The sequence below is a fragment of the Arthrobacter terricola genome, assembly GCF_004354015.1.
Lineage (GTDB): Bacteria > Actinomycetota > Actinomycetes > Actinomycetales > Micrococcaceae > Arthrobacter > Arthrobacter terricola.
The window spans coordinates 107452-123876 of the sequence record NZ_SMRU01000019.1; the positions used below are offsets into that span (position 1 = coordinate 107452).

The 16425-nt window shown below is 62.5% G+C and carries 13 protein-coding genes; 7 read left to right on the forward strand and 6 right to left on the reverse strand.

Annotated elements, in window-relative coordinates:
- From E1809_RS16345 to E1809_RS16355, 3 genes are all read right to left on the reverse strand, one after another.
- Positions 1-402: a GbsR/MarR family transcriptional regulator gene (locus tag E1809_RS16345; RefSeq protein ID WP_235835642.1), complete on the reverse strand. Its 402-nt coding sequence runs from the start codon at positions 400-402 to the stop codon at positions 1-3.
- A 115-nt stretch (positions 403-517) separates the two neighbouring features.
- Positions 518-2140 carry an ABC transporter permease gene (locus tag E1809_RS16350; protein WP_133205302.1) on the reverse strand — a complete coding sequence of 541 codons (1623 nt, stop codon included), beginning with the start codon at positions 2138-2140 and terminating at the stop codon, positions 518-520.
- Complete coding sequence (locus tag E1809_RS16355; RefSeq protein ID WP_205754218.1) at positions 2137-3123, reverse strand: ABC transporter ATP-binding protein; 987 nt, start codon at positions 3121-3123, stop codon at positions 2137-2139. Before E1809_RS16355 ends, E1809_RS16350 begins: the two co-directional genes overlap by 4 nt.
- A 124-nt stretch (positions 3124-3247) precedes the next feature.
- Between E1809_RS16355 and E1809_RS16360 the strand changes: the two genes are divergently transcribed.
- From E1809_RS16360 to E1809_RS16375, 4 genes are all read left to right on the forward strand, one after another.
- Positions 3248-4018 (forward strand): MerR family transcriptional regulator, encoded by a 771-nt coding sequence (locus tag E1809_RS16360; RefSeq protein ID WP_133205303.1) that lies wholly within the window; start codon positions 3248-3250, stop codon positions 4016-4018.
- 194 nt (positions 4019-4212) lie between these two features.
- A complete protein-coding gene (locus E1809_RS16365) occupies positions 4213-5265 on the forward strand; it encodes a 3-oxoacyl-ACP synthase III (RefSeq protein WP_133205304.1) in 1053 nt (350 codons plus the stop codon).
- The gene (locus tag E1809_RS16370; protein WP_133205305.1) at positions 5259-7949 is read left to right on the forward strand and encodes an alpha/beta fold hydrolase; all 2691 of its coding nucleotides are present in this window, start codon (positions 5259-5261) and stop codon (positions 7947-7949) included. The genes E1809_RS16365 and E1809_RS16370 overlap by 7 nt, the downstream gene beginning before the upstream one ends.
- The gene (locus tag E1809_RS16375) at positions 7946-8917 is read left to right on the forward strand and encodes an NAD-dependent epimerase/dehydratase family protein (protein WP_133205306.1); all 972 of its coding nucleotides are present in this window, start codon (positions 7946-7948) and stop codon (positions 8915-8917) included. Before E1809_RS16370 ends, E1809_RS16375 begins: the two co-directional genes overlap by 4 nt.
- A gap of 60 nt (positions 8918-8977) precedes the next feature.
- Here the strand turns inward: E1809_RS16375 and E1809_RS16380 are convergent, their stop codons facing one another.
- On the reverse strand, positions 8978-10063 hold the full coding sequence (locus tag E1809_RS16380; RefSeq protein WP_133205307.1) for a hypothetical protein: 1086 nt from the start codon (positions 10061-10063) through the stop codon (positions 8978-8980).
- 788 nt (positions 10064-10851) lie between these two features.
- On the opposite strand from E1809_RS16380, the gene E1809_RS16385 reads away from it, so the two are divergent.
- Together E1809_RS16385 and E1809_RS16395 are read left to right on the forward strand one after the other, a co-directional pair.
- Positions 10852-12018: a cytochrome P450 gene (locus tag E1809_RS16385; RefSeq protein WP_133205308.1), complete on the forward strand. Its 1167-nt coding sequence runs from the start codon at positions 10852-10854 to the stop codon at positions 12016-12018.
- Positions 12019-12739: 721 nt separating this feature from the next.
- Positions 12740-13297 carry a 2-oxo-4-hydroxy-4-carboxy-5-ureidoimidazoline decarboxylase gene (locus E1809_RS16395; protein ID WP_133205309.1) on the forward strand — a complete coding sequence of 186 codons (558 nt, stop codon included), beginning with the start codon at positions 12740-12742 and terminating at the stop codon, positions 13295-13297.
- A gap of 245 nt (positions 13298-13542) precedes the next feature.
- Here the strand turns inward: E1809_RS16395 and E1809_RS16400 are convergent, their stop codons facing one another.
- The gene (locus tag E1809_RS16400) at positions 13543-15042 is read right to left on the reverse strand and encodes a SulP family inorganic anion transporter (RefSeq protein ID WP_133205310.1); all 1500 of its coding nucleotides are present in this window, start codon (positions 15040-15042) and stop codon (positions 13543-13545) included.
- Entirely contained in the window at positions 15029-15352 is a 324-nt protein-coding gene (locus E1809_RS16405) for a hypothetical protein (RefSeq protein WP_133205311.1), read from the reverse strand. The genes E1809_RS16400 and E1809_RS16405 overlap by 14 nt, the downstream gene beginning before the upstream one ends.
- Before the next feature lie 543 nt (positions 15353-15895).
- Between E1809_RS16405 and E1809_RS16410 the strand changes: the two genes are divergently transcribed.
- The coding region (locus tag E1809_RS16410) for an MFS transporter (protein ID WP_133205312.1) at positions 15896-16425 on the forward strand (530 nt) is incomplete at its 3' end.

A 16425-nucleotide genomic window follows, 5' to 3' on the forward strand; every position in this document is an offset into this window, starting at 1 on the left:
TCACTTGCGGTTTCTTTGCTGTTCCCATTCCTTCATGATTTCGGGCATCCGTGCGTCCAGGAACCTGTAGAAAGCCGCCATCTCGTCCAGCCTCCCGAAGGCTGTGGAGTCCTGGTTGCCTATTGCGGCCGTGGCGGTGTCTGCGAGGTCGGCCAGGGCCCGATAGATCGGGCGTTCGTGCGCGAACGCTGCCTCCCACGCATTGGGCGGGACTTCGTAGCGGTCCCTTCGGCTCCCGGGCTGGGCAACCCTTCGAACAATCGCGATCGATTGCAGGTATCGGACGGCTCCGGAGATCGCGGCCGCACTCACTCCTAGCACTTCGCCCAGCTCAAGCGCCGTAAGGCCGCCGTCCTCAGCGACGGTCAAGGCCATGAGGACCCGCGCAGGCATCTTCGGCATGCCGGCCGCGGTTAGGATAGCGGCCGATTGCTCGGCCGCCTCGCGAATCGTTCGCTCGTCTCGTGCCATCCGGTGTTCTTACCTCTCCCTTGGTTTCCAATTCACGTCACGGGATCTAAGCGGAGTTAAGTTCTCGCCGACGCATTGACGCCACAGCTACGGCGCCGACTGCAACTGCTATGCACAGCATCCATATCCCTCCGCTCCAATCGGTGGAGGTGCCGACGGGAACAGGGGAGTGGGTGAACGGAGACAGATCCCGCAGCCAGTCAGGCATCCCTACCAGTCCGCCGAACAGGCCAAATACCGTCCCGAGGCCAAGCAGGGTCCAGCTTAAGCCAATGGTCCAACCTGGCAACGCGACGAACACCAAGGCCAGTACCGTGAGGTACACCAGCGCTGCCGGCAACTGCGCCGCGGCCGCCGCAAAGGAATCTCCAATGCGCGCCGAGGCGTCGCCGACCGCGAGCGCGCTGACGCTCGACGTTATCGCACCGCTGAGAAGGACGAGGATGATCGACGCTGCGCCGACCGCTAGGTATCCCGTCAGCCATCGGTTCCGGGATACGGGCGTGGCGAGCACTTGTTCGGCGGTTCCTGCCACCTCTTCTTGGCGCATGCGGATGATCACCTGGGTTGCGCACGCCGCCGCAAGTATTCCTACCATCACAAAAATGGCGGAGATGAACAGTTGCACGAGGGAACCCTTTCCGCCAGGGATGAGGCTCGCCATGATCTTTTCCATATTCGGGTCAGCGTCTGCAGCGCCCGCGACCGCGTGCGCCAAGGTGCCGGTCAAGATGCCTGCGAAGGCGCTGCCGGCACACCAGCCCACAACGGTCGGCCATTGGAGTCGCCAAGCGAGACTTGTTGAGCTCGACAAAGATCCACGGGCGTCCATTCGTCCGGGGCGCCCTGCGAGCAAGCTTGCGCCGCTGTCACGCTGCGATTGAAGGCTGAAGACGAGTACGAGCAGGACAGCAGTGAAGGCCAGGCTCAAGAGCAGAGGCGTGAGGGTGTTCTTGTCGTAGGCAAGGGTTTGTTGGGCCCAGCCGATCGGGGATATCCAACTCCACCACGCCACGGTCGTATGGAGGTGGTCGGCAGACGGAGTACCCAATGCGTCACCGATGCCGCGAACCGCGTAGGCGGCCATTACGGCGGCCGCGGCTACGCCGTTTGCACCACGGGATGTGCGCATGAGCTGGGCGGCGAAGAGTCCGAAGGCGAGGAAGGAAAGTCCGACGGCGGCCGTCGCCGAGCCCGCGACGAAGGATCCCGCGACATCCAGACCACCGGCAACGAAGGCCAATGCGACAACAAGCCCGACCACGAGGTTGGCAACTGCACCATAGGCGACGGTGACGACCGTGGGCAGGGTACGACCTGCGGGAGTAGCGGCGAGGAGCTCGGCGCGTCCTGATTCTTCCTCGGCCCTCGAGTGCCGAACGGCCAGGAAGGTACTCATCAGGCCTACAAGCACCGCGATGAAAGTAAAGATGTCAAAGAAGATGAATTGATCAAGTCCACTGCCCTCGGGGGTGCCGCGGAGCATGAGGATGCTGGGATTAGCGACGGCAAGTTCCAGGATGTTTTGCCGGCCCGCCACGTCACCGTAGCTCTGTTTCACAGCTGAGACGGAGAATTCGACAAGGAGGCCTATACCGACTATCCAAATAAGCATCTGCAAGCGGTCGCGGCGCAACCGCTGCAGGAACAGGGTGACCACAGTGCTCATCGTGCGCCCGCCACCTTACTGGCCGCCCGCCGTCGGGCCTTACGGCCCGGAAGCTCAGCGGAAGATGCTTCGGCCGGAAGTATCTCGTCGCCGTAGTGCCTCAGGAACAGTTCCTCGAGCGACGGCGGTGCAACCCTGAGTCCTTTGACGTCGAGATCTGTGAGCGCCCGCAGAACCGGCGAGACGTTGTCGCTGTCGACGGTGAACTGTGCCCGCCCGTTGACCAGTGCCAAGTCATGGATTGTGGGTATGCGGGACAGGTCGGCTTCGGTCAGCCCGTTACGGGCGAACGACACTTCCGTTCGCGTCAGGTGGCGCAGTTCCGCCAGCGTTCCGGACTCAACTGTCTTGCCTGCGCGGATAATGCTTACGCGGTCGCAGAGTTGTTCGACTTCGGAAAGGATGTGGCTGGAGAGGAGAACCGTGCCGCCTTCCGACGCTGCACGGCGGATCTCCTGGTTGAAGACGCCTTCCATGAGCGGGTCCAGCCCGCTCGTGGGCTCGTCGAGAATGTAGGCATCCGCCGGGGACGCAAATGCCGCTACCAGCGCCACCTTTTGGCGGTTGCCTTTCGAATATGAGCGGCCTTTCTTGGATGGATCGAGCTGGAAGGCTTCGATCAGCCGTGCCTTTCGCGCAGCGTATGCGGCTTTGTTGTCAGTGCCGCCGCGAAGCCTGCTGAGCAGGTCGATCGCTTCGCCCCCTGAAAGGTTGGGCCACAGGCTGACGTCTCCGGGGACGTAGGCGATGCGCTGGTGAAGTGTAGTGGCGTCTTTCCAGGGATCCTGGCCAAAGACGGTCGCGCTGCCACCGCTGGTCCGGGCAAGACCGAGCAACACGCGGATGGTGGTTGATTTGCCGGCGCCGTTCGGGCCGAGGAACCCATGCACCTCTCCAGCGTTGACTGCGAGGTCAAGTCCGTCCAGTGCGCGGATCCGGCCGAAACGTTTCTCAAGGCCACGGGCCTCAATCACTGTGTTCATGGTTCGCACGCTACGCTCGATTCACAAAATTGTGAATGTTCTTAACGAATCTTTAATGTCTTTCTAAAAGTCCCGTTTTGGGCGGCTTGCACCTCACGTTACGTTAGGTTCTAACGTTGACCGCATGGAACAAGCGGGCAGCGGATCCCAATGGACAATCGGCGAGCTGGCCGAAGCGTGCGGAGTGAGCGTACGAGCCCTGCATCACTACGACGAGATCGGCCTGTTGAGGGCGAGTAGGCGGACAGCCTCGGGCCATCGGCGCTACACCGAGCAGGACGTGCGGCGGTTGTACAGGATCCGCGGGCTCCAGATGCTGGGCCTGCAATTGGCGGAGGTCGGCTCCACGCTCGAGTCACCGGTGGACGACCTCATGTCGCTTCGCACGCTTCTGGAGAACCAGTTGGCCCATGTCCGCCGCCAAGCCGACCAGCTCAAGGAACTCGAAGGACGCATAGGGCAGATGCTGACCCGTTTGGACGGCCCTGCCATGCCCGCACCTGAACTATTCATGTCAACGTTGGAGATGATCGCAATGCTCGAAAACCACTTCACCCCGGAGCAACGCCAGGAACTGGCAGCACGAAGGGCCGTTCTCGGTGCCGACAAGATCGAGGATGCCAAGCGTCGGTGGGTGGGCCTCATGGAGGAAGGACTCGGCTATGTCCGCGACCAGACTCCCGTGTCGGATCCGGCGGTGCGGAGCTGGGCGCGTGCTTGGGACGAAATCGGTTCCATGTTCCACTCGGGCGAACAGACGAAGGCTGCCGCCCGGTCCATGTGGCAAAAGGAAGCGCCTGCATTGAGCGAAAACCTCCCATGGTCCGCGACCGACCTCGCCGGCCTCATGGACTATTTGGCGAAAGTTCGTCATCATCGCGCCGCCGCAGAGTAACTGCAATTGCCGGTTTTGAGCGTTTCACGCTCGGCCGCTGCAAAGACTCCTAGGCTGGCGCCAATCGGGCTGGTGCGCTCCTTCGGTGGCCTCGTCTTTAAACATGCCCCGGGAGGCAAATGCGAAGTATCCGGGCTTGCACATGCATAGTTTAAGTTTGTGAGCTTGCACTTATGGGTAAAGTCACCGCATGAATGCAGGACGGAAACGAACAGGGGCTTGAATTGGCAGGGAATGCATCCTTCCGGCATAGGAACACCGCGCTGCTCTCGGTTAGCAGCGTCGAGGCTCCGAGGATTGTGAGTTCCACGGATTTCGATCGCAGGTTGGCATCGACCCTGCAGCGGCTGAAGTTCCCGCCGCGCCTGCTTGAGCGAGTGGCCGGAATAACGCAGCGCCGTTGGTGGGCCGCGGGGACATCGTTCGATGACGCCGCCGTCGAGGCCGGCGCGAAGGCCCTGGCAGAGGCCGGCGTCGAAGCGTCTGAAGTCGGGCTGTTGATCAACACCTCGGTCACGCGTCGCAACCTTGAACCGTCCGTCGCAGTGAAGATCCACCACGAACTCGGCCTTCCGTCGTCGGCCATGAATTTCGACTTGGCGAACGCCTGCCTCGGGTTCGTGAACGGCTTGATTCTGGCGGCCAACATGATCGACTCCGGCCAAATCAGGTACGCAGTCATCGTGAATGGCGAGGACTCCCAGGGCACCCAGGAAGCCACCTTGGCACGATTGCAGAGGCCCGAGACCACAAGGGAAGACTTCAATCGGGAGTTTGCCACTCTCACGCTCGGATCCGGGGCTGCGGCAGCCGTGCTCGGCCCATCGGACGAGCACCCCGGTGCCCACAGGCTTGTCGGCGGAGTAATGCGTGCCGGTACCGAACATCACGAATTGTGCGTGGGAGGGATCGACGGCATGGCCACCGACACGAAAGGCCTGCTCGACGGCGGTCTGCAGCTCGTCGTCGAGGCCTGGCATGAAGCCCAGCCGGAATGGGACTGGGCCACTATGGACCGCTATGTCACCCATCAGGTCAGCAATGCTTACACACAGGCGATCATTCAAGCCATTGATCTGGACCCGGACAAAGTTCCGATCACCTTCCCGCACTGGGGCAACGTTGGCCCCGCCTCGCTTCCCATGACACTTGCGGCCGAGGCGCAATCCCTCACCGCCGGCGACCGGATCCTGTGCATGGGAGTCGGTTCCGGGCTGAACACAGGCATGGTGGAAATCGTTTGGTAGGCGCTAATTGGCCAGGCGTCGATCCGGACTGGTCCCGGACAGTCGAGGTGAGGTCCACATCCGCAGTCGACGCGCCAGGAACAAACCGCCACTGGCACCTGTTGGACAACGGTGCGCAACTCGCCCGCCGCGGCCTCGTTCCCGCGGGAACCCTGCTTTGCGTCCATGGAAACCCGACGTGGTCGTATCTGTGGCGGACACTGCTGGCCGCCGGATCGGACGCCACACATCCGTGGCGCGCTATCGCCGTGGACCAATTGGACATGGGCTACTCGGAGCGCACCGACACGTTCCGTCGCCTGGCGGACAGGATCAACGACCTGGGTGACCTCACCGACGAGCTGGGCCTTGCGGGGCCGGTGGTGACAGTCGGCCATGACTGGGGCGGCGTGATCAGCCTTGGCTGGGCCTTGGCGCACCAGGACCAGCTCGCCGGCGTCGTACTGACCAACACGGCCGTCCACCAGCCGTCCGATGCGCAAATTCCGTCGGCTTTGCGGCTCGCCCTGCACCCGGCGGTGCACGGGTGGGGGACGACGACGTCGGACGCCTTCCTGCGCGTGACGCACTCGCTTGCGAAACCCGCGCTGTCCCTGGACGTCCGAAAGGCGTACATGGCGCCCTACCGCGGAGTCCGACGTCGGGCAGGGGTAGGGAACTTTGTTGCCGATATTCCCGTCGACGCTTCCCATCCCAGCTACGCCGCGCTCAGCGGCGTAGCTGAAGGCTTGCGCGGGTTGAAGGTCCCGGCACTGATGCTGTGGGGTCCCAGGGATCCCATATTTTCCGACCGGTACCTCAAGGACCTGATCGGTCGTCTCCCGCATGCGAAGGTGCACCGATTCGAAGGCGCCGGGCATCTCGTAGCCGAAGACCGGGATATCGCCACACCGGTTTTCCAGTGGCTAGCCGCGCGCGGCAATGCCAGCGACGGCGATTCTCCGACCACGGAAACCACAATAAACGACGACGGGAGACCGCGGGACGCCTCCGGGCTTGCGGGATTCAGGCCCCTTTGGCACCTCCTCGCCGAGCAGGCCAGCGGGCCGACCGGTGAAGACACCGCCGTCGCGGAAATGGCTCCGGACGGGACGGTCTCCCGTTCGCTCAGCTGGCAGCAGTTGGACCGGAACGTCCTGGACCTCGCCGCGGGATTGCAGGAAACCGGCGTGGAAAGCGGTAGCCGGGTAAGTCTCATGGTTCCGCCCGGAGTGGACCTGGCTGTCGCCCTTTACGCCTGCCTGCGGCTGGGCGCGGTGGTGGTAGTGGCCGACGCCGGGCTAGGCACCGAGGGCCTAAGCCGTGCCGTAAAGGGCGCCACCCCCGATTTCATCATCGGAATCGACAAGGCGCTGGCCGCGGCGTCGGTACTCGGCTGGCCGGGACGCCGGATCAGCGTGCGGGACCTCCCGGCCACCCGTCGTCGAGCCCTGCGCGTCGAGACGTCCCTCGCCGCACTCGCCCGGCAAGGTTCGGGACGCGGTTCGGGGATGCCAACGCATGTTTCGGACCCAGCACTTCCAGCCGCGGTACTTTTCACGTCCGGCTCGACCGGACCCGCCAAAGGCGTGCTCTATACCCACAAGCAGCTGTCCGCCATGCGCGATACCGTCGCCGAAACGTTCGGGATCCGCCCGGGTGCCCGGCTTGTGGCCGGTTTCGCTCCGTTCGCCTTGTTGGGCCCGGCGCTCGGAGCCGTTTCCGTGACGCCGGCCATGGACGTCACTGCGCCCCGCACTTTGACCGCCCGAGCGCTGGCGGACGCTGCCGCAGCCATCGACGCCACGGTGGTTTTTGCCTCGCCGGCGGCTTTGCGGAACGTCCTTGCGACCCGGGATGGCCTGAACGGGGCCGGGCAAAAGGCCCTGGATGGCGTCGAATTGCTGCTGTCAGCCGGAGCGCCCGTCCCGGAACCGCTCCTGGCGGAAGTGCAACGACTACTGCCGCGGGCTTCGCTGCACACACCGTACGGGATGACCGAAGCGCTGCCGGTCACCGACATCAGCCTTGAACAAATTCAGGCCGCCGATGCCGACAGGACTGCCGGCACCGTGAGGGGAGCGGGAAATGGCGTGTGCGTGGGGATATCTGTGCACGGGGCGCGCATCGCCGTCGTCCCGCTGAAGCCGGACGGCACGGCGCCAGGCTCCCGCCTAGTGACGGAGGCAGGAGTGACCGGCGAAATCGCGGTCAGCGCCGCACACGTCAAGGAAGCTTACGACAGGCTATGGCTGACCCAGGAGGAAAGCGCCGATGTGCCCGGCTGGCACCGCACCGGTGATGTCGGGCATTTCGACGCCGCCGGGCGACTCTGGGTGGAGGGGCGCCTTGCCCATGTGGTGACGGCGCCGGGTGGTGTGGTGACGCCCGTGGGCGCCGAACAGGCAATCGAAAGACTGGACGGCGTTCGGATGGCTGCCGTCGCCGGGGTCGGTCCGGCAGGAACGCAAGCCGTGGTCGCCGTCGTCGAGACCGTTCCTCCCGCACGCAATGCCGGACCCGCTGCGCCGGAACTCGCAGGGCGGGTCCGCGACGCAGCGCGGAAGGCCGGCGTCGAGGTTTCCGCCATTCTTGTCGTTCCCGCGCAACCCACCGATATCCGCCACAACGCCAAAATCGACAGGACCCGCCTGTCCCGTTGGGCGACACGGGTACTAGCCGGCGGCCGTCCGGGGAAGCCATGAGGGTCCTTGTCACCGGCGCCAGCGGGCTGCTCGGCAGTGAAGTCGCGCGGCTACTAGTGAGGCGGGGCCATTCCGTGACGACGTTCCAGCGCCGGCCATCAGGGGTCGACGGCGTTACGGACTTGCGCGGCTCCGTCACCGACGATGAAGCCGTCAGGCTCGCAATTCACGACGCAGAAGCAATCATCCACTTGGCCGCCAAGGTTTCGTTTACGGGCCGTGCGGCGGAGTTCGATGAGGTGAACGTCGAAGGGACCCGTCGCCTGCTCCACTTGGCCCGCGCGTCCGGCGTACGGGACGTGGTATTCGTTTCCTCCCCATCCGTGGCCAACTCGGGCGCCGCAATCGCCGGACTGGGCGCGGAGCCGGCCGATCCCAAGCACGCACACGGCGACTATTCCCGCACCAAGGCCGAGGCTGAACTGTTGGCACTGGCCGCGGACGCTCTGGACTTCCGGGTCGCAGCGGTACGGCCGCATGTAGTCTGGGGCCCGGGGGACACCCAGCTCGTGGAACGGGTCCTGGCGCGTGCCAGCCGCGGCCGATTGCCGCTGCTCGACGCCGGCGCGGCCCTGATCGACACCACGTATGTGGACAACGCCGCCTCGGCCATCGTCGCCGCGCTGCATCGCATGGAACATGTCCATGGCAGGGCTGTCGTTGTAAGCAACGGCGAGCCGCGCCCCGTCGGTGAGTTGCTGGCGGGCATTTGTGCCGCAGGGGGAGTCCAGGCTCCGTCGTGGGCTGTTCCGGGCGGCGTGGCACGGATGGCCGGGGCAGTGGTTGAGAAGCTTTGGACCTGGGCAGGGCGGAAGGAAGAGCCGCCCATGACCAGGTTCCTCGCCGAGCAACTCTCCACCGCACATTGGTTTGACCAGCGTGAGACCCGTGAGCTTCTCGACTGGGCGCCGGCTGTCTCAATTGATGAGGGACTTGCGAAGCTAGCGGAGTATTACTCGCCGCGGTGACTGGCTTCGCTTGCCAGCCCTGGCGACCCGTGCCGCGTAAGTGGTCGGTTAGGAGACGTCTCAGCGGGCTGACGCCGTCGTGCTTCCTGCAGTCCTCATTTTGAGTGTGAGGGCGCTGAGGGCGAGCATTTCGAGTGCGGTCCATGTGAGCGTGCCGCCCCAGATTTCGGGGGAGAAGCTCAATGTTCCGTCGTGAATGGCGACCCCGGCGAAGTACGGGGCCCAGAACACGATGGGACAGAGGCCTGTTGCGATCATCAACCGTGCTGGCCGGTCCGGGGCGGGGCGGACTACCGCCCATAAGACGGCAACGAGGATTGCACCAACCAGGGCCGCCGGCACAAGCCATGCGTCGCGCAGTGCGACCATGATCTGCAGGGCAACGGAGGGGAGCAGTGCCATCGCCGCGGGCACGACGGGGTGCAGGCGCCAACGAAGCGACAACAGAAGGACGGGCATGAACATCGTGGCCGTGGAGACGAAGAACGATGCCAAGGAGATGATGATGCTCGAAGACGTCGGACTCGTCACCGTAGGCGGTGTCCCCGCGACCGTCGTGTAGGTCTGGATAAGTCCATGGCGGGCGAACACCGCGAACTCTTGAAGAATGAATGCCGCGACCATCCCGGAAAGCATGGCGCTCACGACCGCGGGTAGCCGTTGGAGCCAGGACCGTGCAGGGGAGTGCCACGCGGCGGTGAACGGGGCGCCGAGGATGAGGAAGCCACCTGTGGCCAACCCCAAATGGGACGGGCTGAACAACGCCTTGATTCCATGCTCGATGCCGAACACCGAATGCCAGGCGAAGTCGCCCGCGCCGGAGACGAGGAAGAGGATGACCCCGGCGGCCGCGGCCCCGTACCCGGCGGGAACAGCTTCGATCCACGACATACCGGGTCTATGCCTGCGCCAGATCAAGGAAGCAATCCAGAGCGCATTGGCGGCGAAGCCCGAGTAAAGGATCGCGTGCCACGGAGTGAAGAACGTCTCCAGATCGGGAATGTTGTTGTGAGCCCAGCCGTCTACATAAGTTCCCGTCAGGAGCCAGACGCCGGCCACGAGCGTGATGACGTCTTCACCGGCCGTGGTGGGACGATGAACCGATATCGGCGGAACTGCAAAAGCGTGAGCAGCTGTGGCGTCCATAGCACCACACTAGATCCAGCGACCCTCAGCGGCGAGAGGCGATCTTGCACCGGATTCCTGCGGATGAAAATTGTCCCGTCTCAATTGAGTTGACCCATATCGCGCCGGAAATGCGCGGTTGGCTCAACTACAGCGAGACAGATCTCCCCTGTTTGTCTCAACTTAGTTGACCCAGATCGTCGAATCCCGCCGTTCGGTCTCATCTGCCGCTGCGGCTGGGCACTCCTTACTGTTCGACGCGGTCGCGGCCGCTTCCTGGCCTGCGGAAATGGGTGAGTCTGAGATTCCCAGGCGGTGCTGTCCAATATGACCCGCGGCATCTTTCGCGCCGAGTTCATTCTGTGGTCGATGTGGGCCAAGCAGACTCAAGCGGCTGAGTCGTCAATGAGTCGGATTCGTACTCGCGCGCCGACACTGAGCACATACGCGAACGTACGGTGTTGGGGAGCGGGCGGACATCATGCATCCGATGGGACGCCCAGAGGTTTACTTTACATAATGTAGATTATCGGCGCTTAAAATGCGGGAGTAGAAGTAGCTGCGAGAACCCCCGACGAATCGCGCATTTCCGCAGGCCAATCGGCCTTTGCTGGATGTGAAAGAACTCAGATTAGATCCAGGCGAAGAACTGACCGCCGCAGCGGAGTCAGTTCGAGAATTGCTGGTTGCGCCCTACTGACGTGCAGCGCTAGCAGCGGATAAACTCAGGGTCCCACGGTCCATCAACCCGTAGGCCCGACGGTTCGGCCCGGCCGATAAGTCGGCGGGGCTCAGAAGAGAGGCCAGCCATGGACTTCGTTCCGGCTAACGAGTATTCGCTGGATCCTTTTCCCCATTACGCGAGAATGAGGGAAGCCGCACCTGTCTTTCATGACGAACAATCGGGGAGTTGGCATGTCTTCCGGTATGACGACGTACAGCAGGTGCTGTCCGATCATGCCAGGTTTTCCTCACGGTTGGGCGGCAACGATCCATCCGAGACCGGTCAGCTGTTCGCGTCGAGCCTGATCACCACCGATCCCCCGCGACACCGGCAATTACGCTCCCTGGTGACCCAAGCGTTCACTCCGAAAGCTGTGGATGCCCTTGCTCCCCGCATATCACAGCTCACGGAAGAGCTTCTGGATGGAATCGCTTCCCGCGGAACAGCGGACCTAATCCAGGAGTTGGCATACCCCCTGCCGGTCATCGTGATCTCGGAACTCCTGGGCATACCCGCCCAAGACCGAGACCTCTTCAAGCAATGGTCCGATGTCATCGTCAGCCAAACGAGAACCGGCACGACAAATGAGAACCACTACCTCACCAACAAGGAAATGACTGAGTACTTCCTGGACCTGATCGAACAACGCCGGCATCAGCCGGGCCAGGATCTGATCAGCAACCTGCAATCAGCCGAGATCGACGGGCAGAAACTGAGCGTGGCCGAACTGCTAGGTTTTTGCGCTCTACTACTCGTCGCCGGCAACGAAACAACGACCAATCTGATTGGGAACGCGGTTCTTTGCTTTACTGAAGTCCCCGGCACGATCGATCGATTACTGACAGAGCAGTCATTGCTTCCCCAGGCAATCGAAGAAGTGCTCCGTTTCCGGTCCCCCGTCCAGTCCATGTACCGAGTGACGGTCGCTGACACCACCCTCGGCGAGGTTCAGATTCCAGCCGGCGCCCCGCTCGTAGCTTGGATAGGCTCCGCAAACCGCGACGAGCGCCAATTCCAGAGGCCAACCCAGTTCGACATCGACCGGAGTCAGATCCGACATCTAGCATTCGGCCACGGCATTCACTTCTGCCTCGGTGCCCCGCTTGCAAAGCTGGAAGCAAAGATCGCGCTGGAAGCCACCCTGTCCCGGCTGCCCGGGCTGACACTCGCACCGGGAGCGCACCTTGAAAGGATGGAAAGCACAATCATCTACGGGCTAAAGACCCTCCCGGCCAGGTGGCAGACAGCCTGATCGCGAGGGCGCCACAGCCCGACCATGAACCACCGAAAGAGCAGTCAGCCGGCCGAGTGCGTGGTCCCGAAGGAAGTGGGCTCACAAGACTCACAAGACTCACAAGATCCGATGATGAACCCGTTTCGCCCCACAGCCGGCGCCACTCCCCCTGAACTCAGCACGCCGCCACGATTCCCGATGTCGAACGCTCCTACTCCGGCACGTTCCGCGATGCCGGCATCAGCATCAGCGATGACCTGGTCGAGTACGCGGCCAAGGCGACTGGAGGATACCCTTTCCTGATCCAGCTCATCGGCTACGCGCTATGGCGACAAGCCGAGATCAAAGTCGATTTCGCCATCCCCGGCTTGCGTGAATACCTCCGCGAAACAAGCGACCAATAACCTCCCTCCTCCCCTGAGGACATCTCAAGAGCTTCCGAGATCTGTGTCACAACAAAATGCTATACACTCGTAAGACGTCTTACGAAAGCATGGACTTTAAGCAGACCGCGTGAGACGCTTCGTGGACCTAGGAACCAGAGGGGGCACCATGGCGGTGAACGGGAGGCGAACGACACCGGAGGACCCGTTTCAAGCAGCGTTCCCCACGCGGCTTAACAACGACGGGACGACACTTTCCTGCATCTAGGAAATGCCGAACCGCGCACATGAGCCCCCGGCTACTCCCCCAAGCTCAATACCCGTTGTGAACATACGGGATAAGAAAGGAAACTGTCTTGAATACCTCTGCCGGAATGCACGGAGTCACACGGCTCAACGACCTCCCCCGCGACGAATTCATCAAAGTGTTGCCCGAATTGTGCCATCTTCCCGTAGAAGACTGGGCAATCGACGTAGTCGGCCAGAGGCCGTTCAGCGACTTCGAAGACCTGATCGAAAAGGCGCTCTCATCTGTCACAGCCCTAAGCGACGTCAACGTGGTCGCCGCACACGTTGGGTTGAGGCGACTGGGATCCAGGCACGACGGCTTCACCGGTCGGCGGCTACGGTGGGCCAAACAGGAATCCGCTCGCATGGATAGGGACGATGAAGCCCTTCAGGCTCTGAACCAGGCCCAGGACGCCTACGAAGCAAAGTTCGGCCATGTCTTCCTCATCAGCGCAACTGGACTAACGAACGATGAGATGCTGGCAGCGCTCCACGCGCGCTTGACGAACTCACCCGAAGCGGAGTGCGACGCCGTCAGGGAGGAATTGCGCAAACTGGTCGCCATTCGCCTCACGAGGCTCGTTGAAGAATTGGACGATCCGGAAGCCGCCCTCACTGAGGCATAACCGGCTGTTCGACCGGCCAAGCACGGAAGCCGAAACAACCGGGGTGTTCCCCCAGCCCCAAGGCTGGGGGAACACCCCGCATCACTAGGCCACTTTCCTCATCGAAGCCGGCTACGATCCCTTGCTTATGCAGCAACAGGTCAGGCGCGGCTACTCGTCCACCCACGGCTCTCCAAGCCTGCCTGAAGAACCGTGCAGTCAGGTGCGCCAGAGATGGCCGACGTTGTTCCCGGCGGGAGCTGAAACTAGGTGTTGAACAAACCGGTAAGGCGCCGGTGGAATCCGGTGCTTCGTTCGTCGAGGCCTTCGATGCTCACGGTGACATTGTGGCTGCTGTATTTGCTCTCGATGGAATCCAGGGCCGCGACTGTTGACGCATCCCAGATCTGGGCGCGGCTAAGATCGATGATGACGTGGCCTGGATCCTGCGAGTACGAGAACTTGTCGACGAGGTCATTGCTGCTACCGAAGAACAAGGGTCCGCTTACCTCGTAGTGCGCGACGGCGCCGTCGGCTGCAACAGCGCGGCGGACGGTGATGACGTGGGCAACGCGCCGCGCGAACAGGACCATGGCCAGTACGACGCCGACGATCACTCCAGTGGCCAGGTTGTTGGTGAAAACAACCACAGTAATGGTTACGACCATCACGGTGGTCTCAGGCAACGGCATCCGCTTCAGGGTCGACGGTTTGACGCTGTGCCAGTCAACAGTTGTGATGGCGACGACCATCATGACTGCTGCGAGGGCGACCATCGGGATTTGTTCCATGACCGTGCTGAGTCCTGTGACCAGAGCCAGCAGGAAGAAGCCCGCGACTGCCGTGGAGATGCGGGTACGGGCACGCCCTGTTTTAACGTTCAGCACGGTCTGGCCGATCATCGCGCAGCCTGCGATCCCGCCATAGAACCCACCGAGAATGTTCGAGACACCAAGCGCCCAGGACTCGCGGCCCTTGTGGGAAGGTGTCTCGGTCATCTCATCGACGAGTTTCGCGGTCAGCAAGGTCTCCATCAGCCCGACAAAGGCGACGCTCAACGCCGTGGGCCAGATGAGCTGCAGAGTTACCGGATCAAGCGGTACAAGAAACGGCGTGACGCCGGGAAGCGAACCGGTCAGGGAACCTTCGTCCGAGACGTTCGGCACGGCGAGGCGGGCAATGATGACGACCGCGGTAACGATGATGATCGCCACCAGAGGTGAGGGAACCGCCGTCGTGAAGCGCGGGACGAAAAAAATGATCGCGAGGGTGACGGCGAAAAGGACGTAGGCCAGCCAAGGGACATTGAGGATGTGCGGAACCTGGGCGGTGAATATCAGGATGCCCAAGGCATTGACGAAGCCCGTCATCACAGATCGTGGAATGAACCGCATGAGCCGGGCAAGTCCTGCGAAGCCAAAGATGATCTGGATGATCCCGGCAAGGACCACGGTCGGAAGTACGTATTGGACGCCGTGTTGGTGGACCAAGGGGGCGATGACGAGCGCCACGGACCCGGCAGCCGCCGTGATGACGCCAGGGCGTCCGCCCAGGACCGACATCGTGATCGTCAGGACAATCGACGCGACGAGGCTGACCATCGGGTCCACCCCGGCCACGATCGAGAATGAGATGACTTCCGGGACCAGGGCAAGCGTCGTGACCATGCCCGCGAGCACTTCGCGGGAAAGCAGCCGCGGCGAACGCAGAGCGTCCTGCACGGAGACCTGGTTGCGGACAAGTGGTTGGCTTTTAGGCGATGCCAAGTGCGGCTCCAATGGCTTGGTTCTCCGGAGAGTAACGGGGCCGACGACGCTTCTGTGTCACTTCTCGATCCCAGGACCAGTTCCGGGACTCCCGCCCACCCGCGATCTGTAGCCTGCGCCAAACCAGACTCCACATGGCGCTTCCGCCGTCGTGCGCCGGCATGATGCTGCCCTCGAAGACAAAAATCGCTTCGGTCGACGATTCAAGGGACTGCCACAAACCGTTCGCAGGGCAATGAGTCCCAATGCGGGCGACCATCGTGCCCTGAGAATTGTCCGGGGCCCGGTCGGTGTTGCTGAACTTCTTCATTCCAGGTTTCCTTGCCCCGCGTTGGCGGTCCGGTGACTGCAAAATCGGCTGCAGCTCAATGGTAGGCAACGAAATCGACGCTGAATAAGATGAAAGTAAAGTCACTAGATAAGGCGCGCCTATGGATAGCTCTGCAGATCGGGCTCAGACAGTGTTCCTGCCGTTGTCGGCCGTGCACAACCCGAGATAGGGCCGAGGTCTCTCGAGGGCGGACGCTAAGGGCCTTGGGACACGTGTAGCACTGCCGCGGCGCTGATTCCTCCCGAGGCCATGATGCTCACGGAGTACCCGGGATTCCGAGTGTCTACCGTCTCCCGTCTTCCGGAACGCTAGCCATAAAAGATCGCTATGTTGGCACACAAAAGAGGTCTTTGTGTGACCCACGCCTCAAACGCTACTTTGATGTCTGAGGCCAGTCGGCAAGCCCACGATCGTCAAACGAGAGAGCCCGCAGCAGGACCAAACGGTCATGCACTCGAACTCTCTCTACGCAGCCCACGTGTACCGGTAGGCCGCTGTTCACCCATCCGCAATGGAGACGAAATGACTCAAACCATACTTCCCAAGAAGACCCCGGCCAAGGCGGCATTCGCCGCTTGGATCGGCACGACACTGGAGTACTACGACTTCGCGGTGTATGGCACCTCGTCGGCGCTGATCCTGAACGTCCTCTTCTTCTCGCCCCAGCTGCCCACTGGCATCAGCGTCCTGCTTTCCTTGATCACCTTCGCGGTCGGCTACGCCGTCCGTCCCCTCGGCTCCCTCATCCTGGGACCCATGGGCGACCGCTACGGCCGCAAATTCGTCATGATGCTCACCTTGTTCGGCATCGGCGGCTGCACCTTCCTGATCGGCTGCCTGCCCACCTACGCCCAGATCGGCTCTCTCGCACCGATCCTGCTCGTGGCGATCCGCGTCATCCAAGGACTGTGCCTCTCCGGCGAGCAACCCAGCGCGATCACCATGAGCCTGGAGCACGCTTCCGAGCGCCGCCGCGGGTTCGTCTCAAGCTTCACCACGTTGGGCTCCGCCTCCGGCACACTGCTCACCCTGCTGGTCTTCATCCCGATCTC